Genomic DNA, 22,061 nt, shown 5'->3' on the forward strand with positions numbered 1-22,061 from the left:
CCCCCGCTTCTCGCTTTTCGGGGCGGGGTTACTTCAGGCCGGGTTACTTCAGGCCGGTGTTGATGGCGCCGACGAGTTCGCCGTTGCCGGTGTCACCGCTGAACTCCCAGAAGAACGCGCCGCCCAGGCCCTGGTTCTTCGCCCAGCTCATCTTGGACGTGACCGTGGCCGGGGTGTCGTAGCTCCACCAGTTGCTGCCGCAGTGGGCGTACGCCGTGCCCGCGACGGTGCCGGTGGCGGGGCAGGAGCTCTTGAGGACCTTGTAGTCCTCGATGCCCTGCTCGTAGGTGCCGGCCGCCGGGCCGGTCGCCGTACCGCCGGGGGCGGACTGGGTGACGCCGGTCCAGCCGCGTCCGTAGAAGCCGATGCCGAGCAGCAGCTTGTTGGCGGGGACGCCCTTCGCCTTGAACTTGGCGATCGCCTCGGCGGAGTTGAAGCCCGCCTGCGGGATGCCGGCGTACGAGGTGAGCGGGGAGTGCGGGGCCGTCGGGCCCTTGGCCGCCCAGGCGCCGAAGAAGTCGTACGTCATGACGTTGAACCAGTTCATGTACTGCGCGGCGCCGCCGTAGTCGGCGGCGTCGATCTTGCCGCCGGCGGAGGCGTCGGCCGTGACGGCCGCGGTGACCAGGTTGTTGGTGCCGAACTTGGCGCGCATGGCCTGCATCATGTTCTTGAACGAGGCCGGGCCGCTGGTGTCGCAGGAGAGGCCGCAGGCGTTGGGGTACTCCCAGTCCAGGTCGATGCCGTCGAAGACGTCGGCCCAGCGCGGGTCCTCGACCAGGTCGTAACAGGACTGGGCGAAGGCGGTCGGGTTCTGCATGGCCTGGCCGAAGCCGCCGGACCAGGTCCAGCCGCCGAAGGACCAGAGGATCTTGATGTTCGGGTAGGCCTTCTTCAGCTTGCGCAGCTGGTTGAAGTTGCCGCGCAGCGGCTGGTCCCAGGTGTCGGCGACGCCGTCGACGGACTGGTCGGCGGTGTAGGCCTTGTCGTAGTCGGCGTAGGCGTCACCGATGGTGCACTTGCCGCCCGTGACGTTGCCGAAGGCGTAGTTGATGTGGGTGATCTTGGACGCGGAGCCCGAGGTCACGATGTTCTTCACGTGGTAGTTGCGGCCGTAGACGCCCCAGTTGGTGAAGTAGCCCATCTTCACGGCGTTGGGGTTCGGCTGGCCGCCACCGCCGCCGGTGGTGCGGACGGCGACCGGTCCTGCGGCGGGGCCGGTCTGGTCGATGGTGTCGCGGGCGACGACCGTGTAGCTGTAGTCGGTGCCGGCGGTCAGGCCCTGGTCGGTGTGGGTGAGACCGGTGACCGTGGCGACCTTGGCGCCGTCGCGGAGGACGTCGTAGTTCTTGATGCCCTTGTCGTCGGTGGCCGCGGTCCAGGTCAGCTTCACCGAGGTGTCGGTGATGGCGGAGGCGGTCGGGGCACCGGGGGCCGAGGGGGCGTTGTCGCCGGGCTGGCTGGTGCCGTCGCAGGCCGCGCCGTTGATCTTGCAGCCGGTGGGGGCGCCGGGGCCGGCGCCGTTGTAGCCGAAGGAGACGGAGGCGCCGGGGGCGAGGGTCCCGTTCCAGCCGACGTTCTTGGCGGTCCAGTGGGTGCCGGAGCTGGTGACGGTGGCGTCCCAGGCGGAGGTCACGGAGGTGCCGGCGGGGTAGTCCCACTCGACGGTCCAGGCGCTGATGGTGGTGGTGCCGGTGTTCTTGATGGTCCAGTTGGCACCGAATCCGGTGCCCCAGTCCTGGGTCTTGGTGTACGTGGCGGTGGCCGAGGTGGCGGCTTCGGCGGGGGTGGCGAGGCCGACCATGGCGGCCAGGGGCAGGATCAGGGCGGTCAGTCCGGCGGCGGCCCGGTGTCTGAACCCTGTTCTGCGCGTCGGTGCTTGAGTGCTCAACGGTGCTCCTCAAGTTGCGGACGGACATGGGGTGGGGGTGGTCCGTGGAGATGCGCGCGCCCCGAGAGCGTAGGAAGGTCTGGACCAATCGTCAAGAGGTCCAGACCAACGTCGCCGCCGTCTCCTCAGACGCCCAACTCCTGCGCGAGGACCGCCGCTTGGACCCTGCTCCGCAGCTCCAGCTTCCCCAGCACCTTGCTGACGTGCGTCTTCACCGTCGCCTCCGCCATGTCGAGCCGCACCGCGATCTCCGCGTTCGACAGACCGCGGCCGAGCGCGGCCAGCACCTCCCGCTCCCGGGGCGTCAGCGACGTCAGCACCCCGGGATCCGCCTTCCGCGCGGGCCGGCTCGGCGCCGCGAACTCCGCGATGAGCCGCCGGGTCACCGCGGGGGCGATCAGACCCTCGCCGCGCGCCACCGTCCGTACCGCCTCGATCAGCTCCCCCGCCTCCGCGTTCTTCAGCAGGAAGCCGGACGCCCCCGCCCGCAGCGCCCCGAAGACGTACTCGTCCAGATCGAACGTGGTCAGGACGAGCACGTCCGCGAGCCCCTCCGTCACCACGATCCCCGTCGCCGTCACCCCGTCCATCCGGGGCATCTGCACATCCATCAGGACCAGGTCCGGCCGCAGCTCGCGCGCCAGCTCCACCGCCCGCTCCCCGTCCGCCGCCTCCCCGACCACCTCGATGTCCGGCGCGCTGCCCAGGATGAGGACGAGCCCCGCCCGTACCGCGCTCTGGTCGTCGGCGACCACCACCCGCACCGTCATGCCCGCTCCCCGTCGTTCCTGTCCATGGGCAGCTCCGCCCGTACCCGCCAACGCTTGTGACCCTCGCCGTCCGGCACCGGACCCGCCTCGAAGACCCCGTCGAGCAGGGCCACCCGTTCCCGCATCCCCACCAGACCGGCGCCCGACCCGGGCGCGGTCGGCCCCGGGCGCTCCCCGTACGGACTCGTCACCCGTACGGAGAGCGAGTCCGGCCCCTGCGCGAGCGTGACCCGCACCTCGCCGGGGGCCGCGTGCTTGAGCGCGTTCGTCAGCGACTCCTGCACGATCCGGTACGCGGCCAGCTCCACCGGCGCCGGAAGTCCTCCGGTCGTCTCCCGGGTGTCGTCCAGGGCGAAGGTCAGCCCGGCGGGGCCGCTGTTCGCCCCCGCCTGCGCGACCAGCGCGTCGAGGCCGGCCAGTGTGGGCGCGGCGGCCGGTTCCGTCTCCGCGCCGCTTTCCCGCAGCAGCCCGATGAGCCGCCGCATCTCCGTCAGGCCCGCCACGCTGTTCTCCCGGATCACGGTGAGCGCCTGCCGGGTGGTGGCCGGTTCGTCGAGCGACAGCGCCGCCGTCGAGTGGATCGCGATCGCCGAGAGGTGGTTCGCCACCATGTCGTGCAGCTCGCGCGCCATCCGGGCCCGCTCCGCCACCACCGCCTGCGCCCGGTCCATCTCGGCGAGCAGCGCCGTCTGCTCCGCGCGCAGCCGGGCGGCGTCCGCCGCGTTCCGGTGGTTGCGCACGATCGAGCCGGTCACCGCGGGCAGGAAGGAGATCATGCCGGTGAGCGCGCCCACGAGCAGCGCGATCGCGTTCTGCCACCAGACCAGGAGGACGCCCGTGGTCGCGACGGTGACGAACGCCGTGGTGTACGGGACGCGCCGGGCCAGGCCGGGGGAGCCGTACACCACCGCCGCGTAGACCACGTCCGTGAACATCAGGACCGTGGCGAGATTGCCGTGGGTGAGCTGGTCGCCGGCGATCGCCAGGGTGGCGACGACGAGGGCGAACCGCGGTGCGGTACGGCGCAGGGCCTCCGTCGCGGCCATCACGGTCAGCGGGATCAGCGTCGCCCACCGTTGTCCGAAGACGTGGTCGTGCGTCACGTAGAGACCGAACGACCACAGGAGCAGGCCGCCGGCGAGACCGCAGAAGGCGATCAGCAGGTCGACGCGGTGCGGGCGGGGGAGCCGTGCGAGTGTCACGTACTCATCCAACACGGGCGTCGGCGCCGTGACCTCCTCGTCCGGGTCGATCCGCCCCTCCGTCGAAGGATGTAGACGCGTTTCGTCACCGGCGACGACGAACGCCGCCGAAAGCCACGGGACGCTGAGGGGGATCGAAAGGGGAACCGTCGTGATCGTCACGCTGATCGTCATCTGCGAAATCGGTTTCTGGGTCCTGCTGGCCGCCGGACTCGCCGCCCGCTACCTCCTGAAGATGCCCCGGACGGGTGTCGCGCTCCTCCTGTGCGAGCCGCTCCTGGAGGTCCTGCTCCTCGTCGTCACGGCGATCGACCTGAAGAACGGCGCCGACCCCAGCTGGAAGCACGGCGTCGCCGCCCTCTACATCGGCTACACCGTCGGGCACGGCCACCGCACCGTGAAGTGGCTCGACGGCCACGCCGCGCACCGCTTCGGCGGCGCCCCGCCGCCCCCGAAGCCGCCGAAGTACGGGATGGCCCGCGCGCGCCACGAGGGTGCGATCTGGCTCGGCTCGGTGGTCGCGGGCGCCGTCGCCTCGGGCCTGCTGCTCCTGGCGATGTGGTACGTCGGCGACGACGGGAACACCGACGGGCTGCGCGACTGGATCTTCATCGCCTGCCGGGCGGTGGGCATCCACGGCCTGATCGCGCTCAGCTACGCGATCTGGCCGAAGAAGGCCCCGCACGGCGCCTCACGTGAGGGTTCAGCGGTCCCCGCCCGGGACCCAGAGCACGTCCCCGACCTCCTTGTTGGCCGTACGCGCAAGGATGAAGAGCAGGTCTGACAGGCGGTTGAGGTACGTGGCGGTCAGGGCGTTCATCGTCTCCCCGTGGACCTCGAGGGCCGCCCAGGTGGACCGCTCAGCCCGCCGGACCACCGTGCACGCCTGGTGCAGCAGGGCCGCGCCGGGCGTGCCGCCCGGGAGGATGAAGGAGCGCAGCTTCTCCAGCTCCTCCAGGAAACGGTCGCAGTCGGCCTCCAGCTTGTCGACGTACGACTGCTCCACCCGCAGCGGCGGATACTTCGGATCCTCCACCACCGGCGTGCAGAGGTCCGCGCCCACGTCGAAGAGGTCGTTCTGGACCCGGACGAGGACCTTCGCGACCTCCTCGTCCAGCTGCCCGAGGGCGATCGCCGTACCGATGGCGGCGTTCGCCTCGTTGGCGTCGGCGTAGGCCGAGATCCGCAGATCCGTCTTGGCGGTCCGGCTCATGTCGCCGAGCGCCGTGGTGCCCTGGTCGCCGGTACGGGTGTAGATGCGCGTCAGATTGACCATGGGTCCAGCCTAGTTACGCTCCGGCGCTCCGGAACGTGCGTGTGCCCACTGTCACGGCGAGCGCTGCCACCGCGAGGGCGACGAGGACCCCGTACAGCAGGGTGGGGGTCGTGTAGTGGCCGATGTACGCCTCCCGGACCGCGTCCACCAGATAGCGGAACGGCGTGAAGCGCGAGAGCACGTCGAGCCAGCCGGGGGCGAGCGTCATCGGCAGCATCAGGCCCGAGAGGAGCATCGCCGGCATCGCGAGCGTGTTGATCGCGGGGCCGAACTCCTGCGGGGTGCGCAGCTTCAGCGCGAGGGCGTACGAGAGCGAGGCGAGCGCCACCGAGAGCAGGGCGACGAAGCCGAAGCCGATCAGGATCCCGGCGAGCGGCGCCCTCAGCCCCATCGGCAGGGCCACCAGGACGAGCAGGACCGCCTGGAAGACGAAGAGCGCGGCGTCCCGCAGGACCCGGCCGAGCAGCAGGGCGAGCCGGCTCACCGGCGTGACCCGCATCCGGTCGAAGACGCCCCAGTTCTTCTCCATGATGATCGAAAACCCGGCGAACGAGGCGCCGAAGAGCCCGAGTTGGAGCAGCAGGCCGGGGACGAGGATCTGCCAGGAGTCGCCCTCGCGGCCCAGCGGGAGGCCGGTGAGCAGCGGCCCGAAGAAGAGCAGATAGAGCAGCGGCATGAGGACGCCGAAGAAGATCTGGAACGGGGAGCGCAGGGTCTGGCGGGCGTAGCGCCCGAAGAGGAGCGCGGTGTCACGGAGAAGCATCGGGTGTCCTTGGGGGCTGCGGGGCACGGGCTAGACGGCTACGGGCGTGGTGTCGACGGGGGCCGGGCCGCGCCCGGTGACGGCGAGGAACGCGTCCTGGAGGGTGGCCGCGCCGTGGGCGGCCTTGAGGGCGGCGGGGCTGTCCTCGGCCACGACGGCGCCCTTGTCCACGATCACCAGGCGGTCGGCGAGGGCGTCGGCCTCGTCCAGGTAGTGGGTGGTGAGGACGACGGTGGTGCCGTACTCGTCGCGCAGCCGCCGCACCAGGTCCCAGAGGTCGGCGCGGCTGCCGGGGTCGAGCCCGGTCGTCGGCTCGTCGAGGAAGAGGACCTCGGGCCGGTGGGTGAGTCCCATCGCGAGGTCGAGCCGTCGGCGCTGGCCGCCGGAGAGCGCGGGGGTGGCGCGGTCGAGGAGGTCGGTGAGCCCGAGGTCGGCCGCGAGTTCCTCGGCGCGGGCCGTCGCGCGGGCCCGGTTCATGCCGTAGAGCCTGCCCTGGGTGACGAGCTCGGAGCGGACGGTCTCCTGCGGGTCGAGGCCGCCGGACTGGGCGACGTACCCGATGCGGCGGCGTACGGCCGCGGGGTCCCGTACGAGGTCGTGTCCCGCGACGGTGGCGGCGCCCGCGGTGGGCGGCAGGAGCGTGGTGAGCATCCGGAGGGTGGTGGTCTTTCCGGCGCCGTTGGGTCCGAGGAGTCCGAGGATCTCGCCGGGCCGGACGGTCAGGTCGATCCCGCGGACGGCCTCCACGGGGCCGTTCTTGGTCGAGAAGGTCCGGGCGAGCCCGGCCGTGCTGATGATGGGCATGGCGACTACAGAAACAGAGTGACTGAAATTTTGCAACGTCCCCAAGTTTTATGTGTAGCCAAAAATGGAGAGCCATCGAACTTTCAGGGAGCCTAGGATGAGCGCATGGCCGAGGGACTCAGGGAACGCAAGAAGCGCGAGACGAAGCAGCGGATCTCGGACATCGCGACCGGGCTCTTCCTCGAACACGGCTTCGCGCAGGTGACCGTCGCGGACGTCGCCGAGGCGGCGGACCTCTCCGTCAACACCGTCTACAACTACTTCCCGGCGAAGGAGGACCTCTTCCTCGACCGGATGGACGGCGTCACCCAGCGCCTCGCCCGGATGATCCGCGGCCGCGACAAGGGAGAATCCGCCGCCCAAGCCGTCCTGCGCGGACTCCGCCAGGACATCGGCGCCGTCTCCCCCGCGTACGGACTCATGGACGGCTTCGACGCCTTCATGAACGTCATCGAGCACGCCCCCACCCTCAAGGCCCGGCTCTTCCACGTACAGCAGCAGGTCCAGGACGCCGTCGTCGCCACCCTCCGCGAGGAGACCGGCGCGCCCGCCGACGACCCCCTGCCGCTGCTCGTCGGCGGGCAGCTCACCTGGGTCGAGAACGCCGTCGTCGGGTACATCACCCGCGCGATGACCGCCGGAGGCGGGGCGACGACCGTCTCCCGCGAGGCGCTCGTGCTCCTCGACGAGATCGAGGAGCTGCTGAGCGAGAGGGTGCTGACCTACGCGGTACGGGAGGGCTGACGGGCGGCGACCGCCGCCAGCGCGTGGGCGGCGCGGACCGCCTCCGCCTCCGTGCTGAAGCGGCCGAACGCGATCCGGACGCTGCCCCGGATCCGCTCGGGCGGCAGCCCGATCGCCCGCAGGACGTGCGAGGGCTCCTGCGCCGAACTGTTGCAGGCGGAACCCGTCGACACGGCGAGGTCTGCGACCTCCAGGAGCACCTGCTGCGCGTCCACGTCCGCGAACGACAGGTTCACCGCGTGCGGCAGGAAGCCCGCCCCCGTACCGCTGTTGAGCGTGTACGGGACCAGGTGCGCCAGCTCCGTCAGGAACCGGCCCCGCAGCCCCGCGAGCCGCACCGCCTCCTCCTCCCGGCCCGCCGCGAGCACCCCGACGGCCGCGCCGAGGCCGATGACGGCGGCGGTGTTGAGCGTGCCCGCGCGCAGCCCCCGCTCCTGGCCGCCGCCGTGCAGCAGCGGCACCAGGGGCGCCCGGTCCGAGAGCCGGTTGGAGACGTACAGGACGCCGACGCCCTTCGGGCCGTAGATCTTGTGCCCGGAGAACGTCAGCAGGTCGACCCCGAGGGCCCGTACGTCCACCGGCAGCGAGCCGACCCCCTGGGTCGCGTCGCAGTGCAGCGGGACGCCCGCCGCCCGGGTCAGCGCGCCGATCTCGGCGACCGGCTGGACGGTGGAGACCTCGTTGTTCGCGAGCATCACCGACACCAGCGCGGTGTCCGGCCGCAGCGCCGCCGCCACCTGCCCCGGGTCGACCCGGCCCTCGCCGTCGACGGGCAGCACCGTCACCTCGTGCCCCGCCTCGCGCAGCGAACGGCAGGTGTCGAGCACGGACTTGTGCTCCACCGCCGTCGTCACCACATGGCGGCGCCCGTCCGGACGGACCACCCCCTTGATCGCCAGGTTGTTGCCCTCCGTCGCGCCGGAGGTGAAGTAGATCTCGCTGCGCCCGGCGCCGATGAGCCGGGCGACCGCGCCCCGGGCCCGCTCGACCTCGCGGAAGGCGCGGATGCCGGCGGCGTGCGGGCTGGACGGGTTGGCGTAGCAGTGGGTGGCGGCGAAGTTCATCGCCTCGACGACCGCCGGGTCCATCGGGGTGGTCGCCTGGTGGTCGAGATAGATCGTGGCCATGCCGGTTCTCTCCCTGTTCCGCTGTGACGGGTGGTCGGAAGGCGGGTGGTCAGAAGTCGTACGCGGTGTAGGTCAGGGCCAGCGGATCGGCGCAGGCCGCGTCGGCGAAGACCAGCACGATCTCGTCCCCGGGCGCGCCCAGGGTGCGGAGGTAGATCTCGGCGCCCTTGGTCACCTTGTCCCGGTCGGCGAGCGAGTTGATGTCGACGACATGGCGGTGGGCGCAGTCGGGGAAGGCCCGCAGCCGGGCGAAGTAGCGGGCGAAGTACTCGGCGACGATCAGCGGGCAGCGCGGCACGACGTGGTCGCCCTTGACGACACCGGCGAGCACCTTCTCGTACTGGCGGGAGCGGAAGACGATCTCGTCCCCGTCCCGGGCGAAGAGGGGCTCGGCCGCGGGCTCGCGGAGCCACCGTTTCATCGACCGTGCGGCGCGGTTGCGCAGGTTCCGCTCGCGGGTGACGGTGAAGGCCGTTCCGGCCTCGGCGGCCGCGGCGGTGAGCGGGGAGAGGTCGGTCTCGGCGGGGCCGGCCGCCGGCAGCGTACAGAAGTCGGTGGAACAGGACATGCCGAGGTCGTTGACGATGACGTCGTACAGGACCTTGTTGCCCCGGTGGAGTCGGCGGGCGGCCGCGCCGGTCTCCTGGGCCAGGGCGAAGGAGTTCAGCGAGAACGCGCCGATGCCGGCGGTCGTGTCGAAGTAGCCGCCCGCGACGAGGAGCGCCGAGCGGGACGTGGTGGAGACGGTCTCCAGGAGGGGCGCGACCCGGGCCGGGACCTCGCGGGTCCGGCGCGCGGGCGGGTTGGTCGTGTGCGTCGTGCGGGTGGGGCTGGTCGTGCGCGTCGGGTGGGTGGGGCTGGTCGTGCTGCTGGTCATAACGGCACTCCGTTCTTCCGGGACGGGGATCGATCGGACGGTGCTAGCGGCGGGTCGGGTGACATGTCCGCGGCCCGGCCCGTGCCGACGGCCGCGCCCACCACGCAGAGCACGGCCGCCCACTGGACCCACGAGAGCCGCTCGCCGAGCAGGGCGAGCCCGACCAGGGCCGCGATGACCGGCTCCACCGTCGACAGGACGGCGAAGACCCGCGGCGGCAGCCGCCGCAGCGCGGCGAACTCCAGCGAGAACGGCACCACGGTCGTCAGGACGGCCACCGCGAACGCGAACCCCAGTACCCCCGGATCGAGCAGGACGCCGGGGGAGGGGAGGCCGAGGGCGGGGGCGGTGGGCAGCGCGAGGACGGCGGCCACCGTCAGGCCGAGGGCGAGTCCGGAGCCGCCGGGGACGGCCCTGCCGACCCGGGCGCCGAGCAGGATGTAGCCGGTGAGCGCCGCTCCGGTGAGCAGACTCGCGGCCAGGCCGACCGGGTCGTCCATGCCCTTCGTGCCGCCGAGGACGAGCAGGCCGATGCCCGCGAGCGCCACCCAGAGCCGGTCGAGCGCGCGCCGCGAGGTGAGGGCGGCGAGCAGCAGCGGCCCGCTGAACTCCAGGGTCACCACGACCCCCAGCGGAAGCCGTGAGGTGGCCTCGTAGAACGCGAACTGCATCACGGCGAAGACGGCCCCGTAGGGGAGCAGCAGCCGCCGGTGACGGAGGAGGAGGCGGGGCGCGGGCCGGGAGAGCAGACAGAGCAGGGCGGCGGCGATGAGCAGCCGTAACAGGGTCGCTCCGGTCGGACCGGTCTCCTCGAAGAGCCGTTTCGCGAAGGCGGAGCCGAACTGGAGGCTGACCATGCCGGTCAGCAGGAGCAGCGGGGCGGGGGTGGTTTCCAGGGCGTACGGACGCATGACGGCAGCTCCTCTCGGACGACGACCGCCGGACAAGGTGCACTCGACTATATACCCCCCAGGGGTATACGGCGCCCGTGGGGGCACCCGAACGGGGTGCTGTGAGTGTGACGTCCGTCAAACAAGGCGTGACGCGCATTACTTCGCGGTCACATCACGCCCCCCGACCGCTAATCTCCGCCGGAGAGCCAGAAGTGAACATGCGTTAAAGGGGTGGAACATCGTGGCCAGGAAGCTCGCCGTCATCGGGGCCGGACTCATGGGGTCCGGAATCGCGCAGGTCTCGGCCCAGGCGGGCTGGGACGTCGTCCTGCGTGACGTCACCGACGCCGCCCTCACCCGCGGCACCGACGGCATCAAGGCGTCGTACGACCGGTTCGTCGCCAAGGGCAAGCTGGACGCCGCCGACGCCGAGGCCGCGCTCGGCCGGATCACCGCCACCACCGAGCTCGAAGCCGTCGCCGACGCCGACATCGTCGTCGAGGCCGTCTTCGAGAACCTCGACGTCAAGCACGAGATCTTCCGCTCGCTCGACAAGGTCGCCAAGGACGGCGCCGTCCTCGCCTCCAACACCTCCGCGATCCCGATCACCAAGATCGCCGCGGTGACCGGGCGCCCCGAGGCCGTCGTCGGCACCCACTTCTTCTCCCCGGTCCCGATGATGCAGCTCTGCGAGCTCGTCCGCGGCTACAAGACCAGCGACGAGACCCTCGCCGCGGCCCGGGAGTTCGCCGAGTCCGTCGGCAAGACCTGCATCGTCGTCAACCGCGACGTCGCCGGCTTCGTCACCACCCGGCTCATCGCCGCCCTCGTCGTCGAGGCCGCCAAGCTCCAGGAGTCGGGCGTCGCCACCGCCGAGGACATCGACATCGCCTGCAAGCTCGGCTTCGGCCACGCCATGGGCCCGCTCGCCACGGCCGACCTCACCGGCATCGACATCCTGGTGAACGCCGCCAACAACATCTACACCGAGTCCCAGGACGAGAAGTTCGCGCCGCCGGAGCTGATGCGCCGGATGGTGGACGCGGGTGACATCGGCCGCAAGAGCGGGCAGGGCTACTACAAGTACTGAGCCCGGCCCGCCATCCCGCCCTCACCCCGTGGGGTGAATTTCGGTACCGGTTCGCTGACAAGGCGCAACGCTTCTGCCGGTGTGGCAGTCAGTTGTTGCGAAGACGGAGCACTCTCGGGGAGCGTATATGCACATCAGGGGCGATCATGTCGAGCTGGTCGTCGGGGGCCGCCTCGACGTCCGTAGCGCGGCGGACGCCCGTACGGTCCTGCACTCGGCAGTCGACGACGGAGTCGGCGACCTGGTACTCGACCTGACCGGCCTCGACTCGTGGGACGCGACCGGGCTCGGCGTCATCATGGGCGCCCACCGGCGGGCGGGCCGCTGCGGCCGGCGGCTCGTCCTGCGCGGGGTGCCGCCGCAGATGCAGCGGCTGCTCGTCGCCACCAAGCTGCACCGCATCCTCGCCATCGAGGGCGGCCTCGCCCTGGAGTCCCTGCCCCGGGTGTGAGCCTCCGAGGCTCCCGCCTCTGGGCAGCAGCCGCGTGCAGCAGCCGCGTGCACCAGCTGTGTGAAGCAGCTGTGTGAACCCGGCGTCACGCTCAATCCTCACAAGACCGTGACGTCTTGGTCTCCCGGGGACCCCACCTGTTCCCGAGCGCCTGACCACGGTCTAGGGTTCGGTCGCCTGCACATTGACGGACCCACCCGGCGGGCACCGGACACCGCTTCTTGGGGGCTTGACCATGGACCCGATCAACCGGGCGCCGGAGGAGTACGGACACGAGTCCGAAGGCGACGACACCCGCCAGGGGCGCGGCACCCCCGCCCCGGCCCCCGCACCCGCGCGTGCCCGGGTCGTCCGGCTCGTCTCCGGCGACCTGCTCGTCACCGTCAACCCCGTCGACGGCAGCGAGGTCGAACCCTGCCCGCCCGGACAGGAACCCGCCGCCTCCCGCCCCCGTACCCCCGAGGAACGCGCCGAGGCCGCCCGCGCCGCCGCCCCGCCCGTCCCGCCGGGACCCACCGCGCCCGAGCTGCCCCTCCTCGAACGCCAGGAGGAACGCGAGCGCCTCACCGGCATCCTCGGCCGCGGCCGCTCCGCCCGCCTGACCGGTCCCGCCGGATCCGGCCGCACCGCCCTCCTCGACGCGGTCGCCGCCGACTGCGCCGGGCTCGCCCCCGACGGCGTCGTCCGGCTCTCCGGCCACCACCGCACCCCGGCCGAGCTCCTCCACGAGCTCTTCGCCGCCGTGCGGTACGCCCCCGACCACCGGCCGGGCCGCGACGGCCTCCTCGACCGGCTCCGTGACGTCGGTGCCGTCGTCGTCGTCGACGACCTGGAGTTCGGCGGCGCCGCCCTCGACGAACTCCTCGCCGCCGCCCCCGAGTGCGCCTTCCTCCTCGCCGCGGGGCCCGACGTCCCCGCCCCCTCGCCCGACGCCCACGTCGAGGAACTCCACCTCGCGGGCCTCGGCCGCGGCGCCGCCCTGAAGCTCCTGGAGAGCGCCGTCGGCCGCACCCTCACCGACGACGAGGCCAACTGGGCCGGCGACCTCTGGTTCGAGTCCGAGGGCCTGCCGCTCCGCTTCGTCCAGGCCGGGGCCCTGCTCCGCCAGCGCGACCGGCTGCGCGTCACCCCCGCCGAGTTCGACGCCTTCGGCGCCCTCGAAGAGGCCTTCGGGCCGACCGACCCCGACGCGGCCGCGGCCGCCGCGGCCGCCGCCTTCGACGGCATCGAGGACCCCGACGTCGAACTCCGCGAGATACCCCTCCCGAGCCTCGGCGAGGGCGCGGCCCCCGCCGCCCTGCTCGCCTCCCGGCTCAGCCGCTCCGCCCAGACCACGCTCCGCTTCGCCGTCGCCCTCGGCGGCGAGGTCCCGCACCAAGCCCATCTGCCGGCCCTGGTCGGCGACACCCACGCCGACGCCGCCCTCGGCGAACTCAGGGCCTGCGGCCTGCTCTCCCCGGTCGGACCCCGCTACCGGCTCGCCACCGGGGTCCTCACCCAGCTCCTCGCCCAGGGGTACGAGACCGAGGCCGCCGAGCGCGCCCACACGGTCGCCCAGCACTACGCCTGGTGGACCGCCCACCCCTCCGTCACCCCGGAGCGGGCCGTCGCCGAGTCCGACGCCCTCCTCGCCGCCCTGACCGTCCTCGTCGCCGGAGCCGGAGCCGGAGCCGGGACGGGAACAGGGGCCGGTGCACGAGGTGCCAAGGGGGCGGGAGCCGGTACCGGAGCCGACGCCGGGACCGGCGCCGGGAGCGGCGCCGACGTCACCGCCGAGCACCGCGCCACCGCCCTCCTGCTCGCCCGCGCCGCCGCGCCCGCCTTCGCCGCCGGGCTGCACTGGGGCGCCTGGGAGCGTGCCCTGCGCGCCGGACAGGAGGCCGCCCGGCTCACCGGCGAGGTCGCCGAGGAGGCGTACTTCCACCACGAACTCGGCGTCCTCGCCCTCTGCACCGGCAGCCTGGAGCGGGCCCGCGCCGAGCTGGAGGCCTCCATCGCCCTGCGCGGTGTGCTCGCCGACAAGCGCGGCACGGTCGCGGGTCGCAGGGCGCTCGCCCTCGTCTCCGACCTCTCGGGGGAGCATGGCACCCCGGCCGCGGCCCACGCCGAGGAGCCCGTATCCCCGCCGCGCGGCACCCCCGCCCTGCGCAAGCCGGCCGCCCTCCCCGTACGGCAGGTGCCGGAGCCCGTCACCGCGCCGCTGCCGGGCGGGCCCGTACGGACGTCCCCGCTGCCCGGCGGCGCCGGACGGCCCCCGGCGGCCGCCCCGGTCCCCGCGTTCCCCGACTTCCCCGACTTCGCCGCCTTCGCCGACGAGGGGCCGACGCTCGTCGCCCGTCCCGACACCGCCGGCGGCCGCGGTCGGGCCGGCCTGCGGGGCGGCATCCTCAACGGCGCCCGCCGCAACCTCACCGCTGTCGGCGCGGGCGCACTCCTCGTCGCCGTCCTTGGCACCGTCGTGACCCTCGGCGCCACCTCCGGCAACGGCGAGGACCCGGCCACCAACCGCGTCACCTCCGACAGCACGGCCACCGAGGGCGCCACCGACGACGGCCTGGACGGCGAGGAGGCGCCGGCGGAGGGCGAGGGGGGCAGGCCGGGCGAGACCGGCGACCCCACCCACTCCGGCTCCCCGAGCCCGTCCGGCTCCGACAGCACGTCGACGTCGGACCCGTCGAGCCCGGCCGCCTCCACCACGTCCGGCACCCCGTCGTCCTCGGACAGCCCCACGACCACCACGGCACCCACAGCTCCCACGGAGACGACGGCCCCGCCGTCGAACCCCACCAAGACGACCGGGCCGCGTCCGACGACCACGAGACCGTCGCCCTCGTCGTCGACGCCCAAGCCGCCGAACTCGTCGTCGACGACCCCGCCGCCGACGACCGAGCCGCCCACGGAGACCGCGACGCCGACCCCGAGCAGTTCGTCGACGACGGCGGAGGCTCCCAGCAACTCCGCCTCCACCTCGCTCGACAGCCCGTCCGCCTCGGGCGACTCCACCGCCCCGGAGACACCCGCCTGACCGACGTACGACACGTACCGACGTACGGACACGTAGCGACGTACCGACGTACGGGAACGGCAACGGCCCCGGGTGCGCTCACCGCACCCGGGGCCGTCCCCGTACCGCCGTCCTCGCCGCCGCTAGAACAGCCTCAGCTTGTCGTCCTCGATCCCGCGCATCGCGTTGTAGTCCAGGACCACGCAGCCGATCCCGCGGTCCGTCGCGAGCACCCGCGCCTGCGGCTTGATCTCCTGCGCGGCGAAGACGCCCTTCACCGGCGCCAGGTGCGGGTCGCGGTTGAGCAGCTCCAGGTAGCGGGTCAGCTGCTCGACGCCGTCGATCTCACCGCGCCGCTTGATCTCGACCGCGACCGTCGCGCCGTCCGAGTCGCGGCACAGGATGTCCACCGGGCCGATCGCCGTCGGGTACTCGCGGCGGATCAGGGTGTATCCCTCGCCGAGCGTCTCGATGCGGTCGGCGAGAAGTTCCTGGAGGTGCGCCTCGACGCCGTCCTTGATGAGACCGGGGTCCACACCCAGTTCGTGCGAGGAGTCGTGGAGGATCTCCTCCATCGTGATGATCAGTTTCTCGCCCGCTTTGTTGATCACCGTCCAGACGCCGGCATCGCCGTCGGCACCCTCCTTCAGGGTGCACGGCGGGGACATCCAGTTGAGCGGTTTGTACGCCCGGTCGTCCGCGTGGATGGAGACGCTGCCGTCTGCCTTGATCAGGATCAGACGGGGTGCGGAGGGCAGGTGGGCCGTGAGCCGGCCCGCGTAGTCCACGGAGCAACGGGCAATGACGAGACGCATGGTCGGCAACGCTACAAGACGGGCGCTCTTCCGCGCGATTCGGGCATGGGCCGGGTACCGCCGGGGCATGATCCTGAGCCGAACACCCGTCGGTTATCAGCCGGTTGTGTTCCCAAGCTCCTGGTGCGGTCAGGACTGCGCGCTTACCGTGGAAGCTGGAGGTCGTCGTCCGTGCACGCTGCGTGGCGGCCGACCGGCTTTCGCCCTGCCCGCAAGACCCCGTACGCGGGGTCGCGAGAGGAGAACCCATGTCGCTCGACGTCTCACCGGCACTGTTGGAACAGGCCGAGCGAGGCGAGGTCGACGAAGCCGACTTCGTCGACTGCGTCCGGACCTCCCTGCCCTTCGCATGGGAGATGATCAGTTCTCTGGTGGCTCAGCTGAAGGTCGACGGCGGAGAGTTCGCCGACAACCAGACGCCGCCGCCGAATGAGCAGGCACGTGGTCAGCTGCTGCGCGCGCTCGCGAGCGACGCCATTCGTGGTGCGCTGCAGCGGCATTTCGGGGTGCGTCTCGCCTTCCAGAACTGCCACCGGGTGGCGGTGTTCCCGCTGGACCCGTCCGTGGACGAGCGGCTCGCCCGCTTCACGTCCGTACGGGGGCAGCTGCTGAACCAGTCGCCGGAAATGCGCGACTGCTGAGACATGGTGCTGCCGCTCCGCGTCGCGGGAGACGTGGCCGACGCGTGCCGACACGCGTCGACCACGGACAGATGCCGGAGCGGCGGCACAGTCCCGAACACGGTTCGTGCGAGTCACACGACTCACACGGTTCGCACGCGTCGCACGCGTCGCACGCGTCACACGAGGAGCGGCAGGACCTCCGCGCCGAGCCTCCGGACGTTCTCCTCGGTCGCCGCGAGGTCGCCCGAGCCCTCGGCGAGCAGGGCGAAGCGCGTGATGCCCGTACGCTCCGAGGTCGCCGCGAGCCGGTCCGCCGCGCGCCGGGGCGTGCCCACCGGGTGCAGCCCGCACAGCAGCTCCGTGTACGCCACGGGGTCCCGCATCGCGCGCTCTCGGCCGTCGACCGTCACATGCGCGTCGAGGCCCTGCTTCAGCCAGCCCGGCATCGCCTTCACCAGCGCCTCCGCCGCGTCCGCCCCCCGGTCGGCGAGCTGGGCGACCCCCGCCGAGACATGGCAGGACCCGATCCGCGCGATCTCGTCCGGGTCCCGGCCGGCCTCCCGCGCGAAGCGCGCCCAGGCCGCGACCATCTCGGCCTTGTCCGCGTCGCCGCAGTGCATCCCGAGCAGCATCGGCAGTCCCCGCTCGGCGGCGAGCCGCACGCTCTTCGGCGACGTGCAGGCCACCACCACCTCGGGGGACGCGGCCCCGCCGATCAGTTCGCCGGGGCGGGGCACCACCAGCACCTCACGGAAGGCGAATCGTTCTCCCCCGGCGCCGACGCGCGGCTCGGTGAGCCAGCGCAGCAGCAGGTCGAGCGATTCGGGGAAGCCGCTCTCGTACGCGTCGAGTCCCGCGCCGAACACCTCGAGGTCGACCCAGGGACCGCCCCGGCCCACCCCCAGGGTGAACCGGCCGCCCGAGGTGAGGTGCAGCAGCGCCGCCTGCTCGCCCAGGGCGACCGGGTGGACGGTCGGCAGGACACTCACCGCCGTGCCCACCCGCAGCCGCCGTGTGCGGCCGAGGAGCAGCGCGGCCAGCGTCACGGCCGACGGGCAGACCCCGTACGGCACGAAGTGGTGCTCGGCCAGCCAGACCGAGTCGAGGCCCGCCTCCTCGGCCACCTCCGCGGTCCGCACCGCCCGGTGCAGGGCCTCACCCTGCCCCTGGCCCGGGAACTGGGCGGCCAGAACGAACGTACCCACGCGCATCGCCTTCTGCCTCCTTGCGGCCGACGCGTAACTCCCCTCGCACTGGCAACAACGTCTGACACGTGCCATAGGCAACGGCCGTTCATGAAGTTCTTGCGATTTTCGGCTAAGCCCTGTCGGACGGGGCCCGGGGCACCGCGTCGCGGCCCGTAGGCTTGAGGGAACGGTCCGTGTTCCCAGACCCCGTGAGGTGTGCCCGTGTCCCCGCGCCACAACCGCTCCCGAGGCGGCGTGAAGCCCACCGAGCAGGGCGACCCCGGCGACCGGTACGGCGGTGTGCAGCGCACCGAATCCTGGCAGGGCGAGGAGTGGTACGTCAGCCTCGTCGCCGGGGCGAGCGGGCCCGGCAAGCGCTACCGCTGCCCCGGCTGCGACCAGGAGATCCCCGGCGGCGCCCCGCACGTGGTCGCCTGGCCGGAGTACGGGGGAGTCGACGACCGGCGCCACTGGCACAAGGCCTGCTGGAACGCGAAGGACCGCCGCACCAGCAGGGTGCAGCGGTCCCGTAACGCGCCGAAGTACTGAGCCTCCGGCTCCTCTCACACGTCCCGGTTGTTCAGCACGGCGAACGCGCCGGCGAGGGCGACCCCCGCCACCCCCGTCATGATCAGCAGCGGCTCCCAGCCCGCCGGGCCCTCGGCGCCGAACGGCGGCCGCGCCGCGTACAGCGCGATCATCTGCGAGGGGATGGCATGGGTGAAGAGCCACTCCTGCACGGACCGCAGGGCCTCGGAGAACATGAACATGGCCGCCACCAGCGGCAGCAGCAGCACACCGATCATCACCGTGATCGCGCCCGCCGAGTGGCGGATCAGCGTGCCGAGCGCCAGCGACAGCAGTCCGAGCATCGCCAGGTAGCCGGCCGCTCCGACCGTCGCCCGCAGCCACTCGGCCGCCGTCGGGTCCCTGCCGTCGACGAGGGCGACCTGCCCCGCGCCCACGATCGCCGCGACGACCACGGTCACCGAGAAGACCAGCAGGAAGAAGACGATCGCCTTCGCCATGAGCACCCGGGCCCGGCTCGGGCAGGCCGTCAGGGTCGTACGGATCATGCCCGTGCCGTACTCGGACGCGATCGTGAGCACCCCGAGCGTGATCACACAGATCGAGGCGGGCAGCATCCCGAAGAAACCGAAGCCGAGCGCGGACTCGTCGCCCATCGGGGCCTCGGAGGCCGAGGCGATCGCCGCCACCCCCAGGCCGATGACGAGCATCAGCAGGACCATGACGCCGAGCGTCCACAGCGTCGAACGCACCGAGCGGATCTTCGTCCACTCGGAGGCGAGGGCGTCACCGAGATGCGCCCTGCGGACCGGGATGGGGGAGACGTAGGAGTGCGGCGCCGGGGCGTGGTGCGGGGCGGGGGCGGTCATCGGGCGTCCTTGGGGGTGTCGCTCGGCTGAGGGGTGCCCGGCTGCGAGGCCGGAGGGGCGTACGGGCCCGGCACGGGCGGCTGCCCGGGAGCCCCGGCGTACGGGCCCGGCGCGGGAGCCTGGCCGGGAGCCCCGGCGTACGGGTTCTGTCCGGGCGGCGGCGGGGCGTACCAGCCCTGCTGCGGCGCTTCCTGGACCACCGGCTGCGGCGGCATCCCGTACCCCGGCTGCCCGGGCTGGAGCGGCGGCTGGAGGTGCGCGAGCCGGTCGTCGGTGGAGCGGTAGTCCACGGCGCCCTGCGTCAGCCGCATGTACGCCTCTTCGAGGGAGGCCTGGTGCGGGGACAGCTCCCAGAGCTGTACGTCCGCGCCGTGCGCGACGTCGCTGATCCTGGGCAGGGGCAGGCCCGTCACCCGCAGGGCGCCGTCCGGCTCGGAAAGCACCTGGCCGCCGGCCTCCATCAGCGCCGCCGTCAGCTTCTCCCGCCGGCCCGGATCGGACCCGGCGGTCCGTACCCGCGCGAAGTCGGCGGAGTTCGCCGAGATGAAGTCCGTGACGCTCATGTCCGCGAGCAGCTGCCCCCGGCCGATCACGATCAGATGGTCGGCCGTCAGGGCCATCTCGCTCATGAGGTGACTGGAGACGAAGACCGTCCGGCCCTCGGCGGCCAGCTTCTTCATCAGGTTCCGGACCCAGAGGATGCCCTCGGGGTCCAGACCGTTGACCGGCTCGTCGAAGAGCAGCACCTGCGGGTCGCCGAGGAGCGCCGCCGCGATGCCGAGCCGCTGGCCCATGCCGAGCGAGAAACCCTTGGAGCGCCGCTTGGCCACGTCCTGCAGACCGACCACGCCCAGGACCTCGTCGACGCGCTGCGCGGGAATGCCGGCGAGCTGCGCCAGCGACAGCAGATGGGTGCGCGCGCTCCGCCCGCCGTGCACGGCCTTGGCGTCGAGGAGCGCGCCGACCTGCCGGGGCGCGTTCGGCAGCTGCCGGAAGGGGTGGCCGCCGATCGTGACATGCCCCGCGGTGGGCTGGTCGAGGCCCAGGATCATCCGCATCGTGGTCGACTTGCCGGACCCGTTGGGCCCCAGGAAGCCGGTGACCACACCGGGCCTCACCTGGAAGGAAAGGTTGTACACGGCCGTCTTGGCGCCGTAGCGCTTCGTCAGGCCGACTGCCTCGATCATTGTCCAGCCCCATCGACAGGTCGGTCGCATCCATGTCGGGGCGTGGCGGCCGTCGGCCGGAGCCCCCCGTATGAGCTAGGAGCTTATCGAGCCATTGACGGTTCCGGTGAAACGGACGAGAACCTCCGGGGGAACCCCTGGCCGCCCCCTACGGGTCAGGCGTCACGCTTCTTCAGGACCAGATAGCCGCCGAGCAGCGCGGCCACCACCCAGAGCACCATGATCCCGAGCCCGCCCCACGGGCCGTACGGAGCCTCCTCCGAGTTCAGGGCGTCCGGGACGACCTGCATGATCTTCGCGCCGGCCTGGTCCGGGAAGAACTGGGCCACCTCCTTGGCCTTCGGCACCGCCGCGAGAATGCTCGAGACGAAGAGGAGGAACGGCACCAGGATGCCGAGCGACAGCACCAGCGAGCGCAGCATCGCCGTCACACCCATGGAGAACAGGGCGATCAGACCCATGTAGAGCCCGGCGCCGAACACCGCGCGCAGCACGTTGTCGTCGCTGATCGACGCCCGGTACTCACCCAGCAGCGCCTGCCCCAGGAAGAAGGTGACGAAGCTCGTCGCGAGCCCCACCAGGAGGGCGAGGGCTCCCCCCACCGCGATCTTCGAGAAGAGGAACGTCGCCCGCTGCGGCACGGCGGCGAGCGAGGTGCGGATCATGCCCGTGGAGTACTCCGACCCCACCACCAGGACACCGAAGACCACCATCGCCAGCTGCCCCAGGATCATCCCGGAGAAGCTGATCAGGGTCGGGTCGAAGGTGAGCCGCTCGGCCTCGCTCAGCTGGTCGAAGGTGGAACGCACCAACGCGCTCAGCCCCGCGCCCATCGCCACCGTGACGAGGAAGGCGCTCGCCAGCGTCCAGACGGTCGACGACACCGTCCGGATCTTGGTCCACTCGGACTGCAGGACCGCGGATGCCGCTGCCATCGTTCAGGCTCCCTTGGTGGTCGTGCCCCACTGGGGGCCGGGCGCCGGAGCGCCACCGTGTACGTCCGTGCCGTGCGCGTGGTACTCCACCGCACCGGCCGTCATCTGCATGAAGGCCTCTTCGAGCGAGGCGCGCTGCGGGCTCAGCTCGTGCAGGACGAGACCGTTCTCCGCAGCCAGTTCGCCCAGCTTCTCGGTCGTCGCCCCGTCCACCTCAAGGGTGCCGTTGCCCGCCTCGACCGCGACGAACCCGTGGGCGTGCAGCACGTCCTTGAGCCGCTCCTGCTGCGGCGAACGCAGCCGCGCGTAACTCCGGGAATTCTGCTGGATGAAATCCGCCATCGACGTGTCGGCCAGCAGCTTTCCCTGCCCGATCACGATCAGATGATCGGCCGTCAGCGCCATTTCACTCATCAGATGGCTGGAAACGAAGATCGTCCGGCCCTCGGCCGCCAACGCCTTCATCAGATTGCGGATCCAGTGAATTCCCTCGGGATCCAGGCCGTTGACGGGTTCGTCGAACATCAGGATCTCGGGATCACCGAGCAGCGCGGACGCGATCCCGAGCCGCTGCCCCATGCCGAGCGAGAAACCCTTCGACTTCTTCCGCGCGACCGGCGTCAGACCCACCAGGTCGAGCACCTCGCCCACCCGGCGCTCCGGGATGCGGTTCGCCTGCGCGAGACACAGCAGGTTGTTGTACGCCGAGCGGCCGCCGTTCATCGCCTTGGCGTCGAGCAGCGCCCCGATGTACTTCAGCGGCTCCGCCAGCTCCCGGTAGTGCTTGCCGTCGATCCGGACCGTCCCGCTCGTCGGGTTGTCCAGATCCAGCATCATCCGCATCGTCGTCGACTTGCCCGCCCCGTTCGGCCCGAGGAAGCCGGTGATCACCCCAGGACGCACCTGGAAGGAGAGATGGTCGACCGCGGTCTTCGCCCCGTAACGCTTGGTCAGGCCCTCAAGCTCGATCATGTGTCCCAACCTACGGGCGCGCAAAACCCCCCGCCACCGGAATGACGGGGGGT

At 72.0% G+C, this 22,061-nt stretch carries 22 protein-coding genes; 7 read left to right on the forward strand and 15 right to left on the reverse strand.

Annotation, left to right across the window (positions count from 1 at the left end):
- Nucleotides 1-43: 43 nt before the first annotated feature.
- The 3 genes from ACIRB7_RS25370 to ACIRB7_RS25380 form a co-directional block, all read right to left on the reverse strand.
- Nucleotides 44-1,891: a glycosyl hydrolase family 18 protein gene (locus ACIRB7_RS25370; RefSeq protein WP_403602838.1), complete on the reverse strand. Its 1,848-nt coding sequence runs from the start codon at nt 1,889-1,891 to the stop codon at nt 44-46.
- 125 nt (nt 1,892-2,016) lie between these two features.
- Nucleotides 2,017-2,661, reverse strand: a complete 645-nt coding sequence (locus ACIRB7_RS25375; RefSeq protein ID WP_403602840.1) for a response regulator — start codon at nt 2,659-2,661, stop codon at nt 2,017-2,019.
- The gene (locus tag ACIRB7_RS25380; protein ID WP_403602842.1) at nt 2,658-3,863 is read right to left on the reverse strand and encodes a sensor histidine kinase; all 1,206 of its coding nucleotides are present in this window, start codon (nt 3,861-3,863) and stop codon (nt 2,658-2,660) included. The genes ACIRB7_RS25375 and ACIRB7_RS25380 overlap by 4 nt, the downstream gene beginning before the upstream one ends.
- Nucleotides 3,864-4,014: 151 nt before the next feature.
- On the opposite strand from ACIRB7_RS25380, the gene ACIRB7_RS25385 reads away from it, so the two are divergent.
- A complete protein-coding gene (locus ACIRB7_RS25385; RefSeq protein ID WP_403602844.1) occupies nt 4,015-4,647 on the forward strand; it encodes a hypothetical protein in 633 nt (210 codons plus the stop codon).
- On the opposite strand, the gene ACIRB7_RS25390 is transcribed toward ACIRB7_RS25385, so the two are convergent.
- Genes ACIRB7_RS25390 through ACIRB7_RS25400 form a run of 3 tightly spaced genes read right to left on the reverse strand, consistent with a single transcriptional unit; the run spans nt 4,567 to nt 6,706 of the window.
- Entirely contained in the window at nt 4,567-5,139 is a 573-nt protein-coding gene (locus tag ACIRB7_RS25390) for a cob(I)yrinic acid a,c-diamide adenosyltransferase (protein WP_403602846.1), read from the reverse strand. The two genes, ACIRB7_RS25385 and ACIRB7_RS25390, sit on opposite strands and share 81 nt — an antisense overlap.
- Before the next feature lie 13 nt (nt 5,140-5,152).
- Nucleotides 5,153-5,902: an ABC transporter permease gene (locus ACIRB7_RS25395; RefSeq protein ID WP_403602848.1), complete on the reverse strand. Its 750-nt coding sequence runs from the start codon at nt 5,900-5,902 to the stop codon at nt 5,153-5,155.
- 30 nt (nt 5,903-5,932) lie between these two features.
- Nucleotides 5,933-6,706 (reverse strand): ABC transporter ATP-binding protein, encoded by a 774-nt coding sequence (locus tag ACIRB7_RS25400; protein WP_403602850.1) that lies wholly within the window; start codon nt 6,704-6,706, stop codon nt 5,933-5,935.
- Between the two features lie 105 nt (nt 6,707-6,811).
- Here ACIRB7_RS25400 and ACIRB7_RS25405 point away from each other — a divergent pair, with 105 nt between their 5' ends.
- Nucleotides 6,812-7,450: a TetR/AcrR family transcriptional regulator gene (locus ACIRB7_RS25405; protein WP_403602852.1), complete on the forward strand. Its 639-nt coding sequence runs from the start codon at nt 6,812-6,814 to the stop codon at nt 7,448-7,450.
- On the opposite strand, the gene ACIRB7_RS25410 is transcribed toward ACIRB7_RS25405, so the two are convergent.
- Genes ACIRB7_RS25410 through ACIRB7_RS25420 form a run of 3 tightly spaced genes read right to left on the reverse strand, consistent with a single transcriptional unit; the run spans nt 7,429 to nt 10,365 of the window.
- Nucleotides 7,429-8,577: a cysteine desulfurase family protein gene (locus ACIRB7_RS25410; RefSeq protein ID WP_403602854.1), complete on the reverse strand. Its 1,149-nt coding sequence runs from the start codon at nt 8,575-8,577 to the stop codon at nt 7,429-7,431. The two genes, ACIRB7_RS25405 and ACIRB7_RS25410, sit on opposite strands and share 22 nt — an antisense overlap.
- A gap of 49 nt (nt 8,578-8,626) precedes the next feature.
- Complete coding sequence (locus ACIRB7_RS25415) at nt 8,627-9,454, reverse strand: hypothetical protein (protein WP_403602857.1); 828 nt, start codon at nt 9,452-9,454, stop codon at nt 8,627-8,629.
- Complete coding sequence (locus ACIRB7_RS25420; RefSeq protein ID WP_403602859.1) at nt 9,451-10,365, reverse strand: EamA family transporter; 915 nt, start codon at nt 10,363-10,365, stop codon at nt 9,451-9,453. Before ACIRB7_RS25420 ends, ACIRB7_RS25415 begins: the two co-directional genes overlap by 4 nt.
- Nucleotides 10,366-10,588: 223 nt before the next feature.
- On the opposite strand from ACIRB7_RS25420, the gene ACIRB7_RS25425 reads away from it, so the two are divergent.
- The 3 genes from ACIRB7_RS25425 (at nt 10,589) to ACIRB7_RS25435 (ending at nt 14,913) form a co-directional block, all read left to right on the forward strand.
- Nucleotides 10,589-11,437: a 3-hydroxyacyl-CoA dehydrogenase family protein gene (locus tag ACIRB7_RS25425; protein ID WP_351215280.1), complete on the forward strand. Its 849-nt coding sequence runs from the start codon at nt 10,589-10,591 to the stop codon at nt 11,435-11,437.
- 127 nt (nt 11,438-11,564) lie between these two features.
- A complete protein-coding gene (locus ACIRB7_RS25430) occupies nt 11,565-11,888 on the forward strand; it encodes an STAS domain-containing protein (protein ID WP_015036221.1) in 324 nt (107 codons plus the stop codon).
- 235 nt (nt 11,889-12,123) lie between these two features.
- A complete protein-coding gene (locus ACIRB7_RS25435; protein WP_403602862.1) occupies nt 12,124-14,913 on the forward strand; it encodes an ATP-binding protein in 2,790 nt (929 codons plus the stop codon).
- A 122-nt stretch (nt 14,914-15,035) separates the two neighbouring features.
- Here ACIRB7_RS25435 and nucS read toward each other — a convergent pair whose 3' ends face one another.
- A complete protein-coding gene (gene nucS / locus ACIRB7_RS25440; RefSeq protein WP_351215276.1) occupies nt 15,036-15,707 on the reverse strand; it encodes an endonuclease NucS in 672 nt (223 codons plus the stop codon).
- 248 nt (nt 15,708-15,955) lie between these two features.
- Here nucS and ACIRB7_RS25445 point away from each other — a divergent pair, with 248 nt between their 5' ends.
- Nucleotides 15,956-16,348: an SCO5389 family protein gene (locus ACIRB7_RS25445; RefSeq protein ID WP_351215273.1), complete on the forward strand. Its 393-nt coding sequence runs from the start codon at nt 15,956-15,958 to the stop codon at nt 16,346-16,348.
- A gap of 158 nt (nt 16,349-16,506) precedes the next feature.
- Here the strand turns inward: ACIRB7_RS25445 and ACIRB7_RS25450 are convergent, their stop codons facing one another.
- Nucleotides 16,507-17,541 carry an LLM class flavin-dependent oxidoreductase gene (locus tag ACIRB7_RS25450; protein ID WP_403602865.1) on the reverse strand — a complete coding sequence of 345 codons (1,035 nt, stop codon included), beginning with the start codon at nt 17,539-17,541 and terminating at the stop codon, nt 16,507-16,509.
- A 198-nt stretch (nt 17,542-17,739) separates the two neighbouring features.
- Here ACIRB7_RS25450 and ACIRB7_RS25455 point away from each other — a divergent pair, with 198 nt between their 5' ends.
- Nucleotides 17,740-18,066, forward strand: coding sequence for an ATP/GTP-binding protein (locus ACIRB7_RS25455; RefSeq protein WP_403602867.1), 327 nt, complete (start codon nt 17,740-17,742; stop codon nt 18,064-18,066).
- 14 nt (nt 18,067-18,080) lie between these two features.
- Here ACIRB7_RS25455 and ACIRB7_RS25460 read toward each other — a convergent pair whose 3' ends face one another.
- The 4 genes from ACIRB7_RS25460 to ACIRB7_RS25475 form a co-directional block, all read right to left on the reverse strand.
- A complete protein-coding gene (locus ACIRB7_RS25460; protein ID WP_403602869.1) occupies nt 18,081-18,914 on the reverse strand; it encodes an ABC transporter permease in 834 nt (277 codons plus the stop codon).
- Nucleotides 18,911-20,101, reverse strand: coding sequence for an ATP-binding cassette domain-containing protein (locus ACIRB7_RS25465; RefSeq protein WP_403602871.1), 1,191 nt, complete (start codon nt 20,099-20,101; stop codon nt 18,911-18,913). The genes ACIRB7_RS25460 and ACIRB7_RS25465 overlap by 4 nt, the downstream gene beginning before the upstream one ends.
- A 155-nt stretch (nt 20,102-20,256) precedes the next feature.
- Nucleotides 20,257-21,036: an ABC transporter permease gene (locus ACIRB7_RS25470; protein ID WP_403602873.1), complete on the reverse strand. Its 780-nt coding sequence runs from the start codon at nt 21,034-21,036 to the stop codon at nt 20,257-20,259.
- A gap of 3 nt (nt 21,037-21,039) precedes the next feature.
- A complete protein-coding gene (locus ACIRB7_RS25475; protein WP_403602875.1) occupies nt 21,040-22,008 on the reverse strand; it encodes an ABC transporter ATP-binding protein in 969 nt (322 codons plus the stop codon).
- Nucleotides 22,009-22,061: the final 53 nt, after the last annotated feature.

Origin of the sequence: Streptomyces sp. NPDC093795, assembly GCF_044764665.1 — a bacterium.
In the GTDB taxonomy this organism is placed as follows: domain Bacteria; phylum Actinomycetota; class Actinomycetes; order Streptomycetales; family Streptomycetaceae; genus Streptomyces.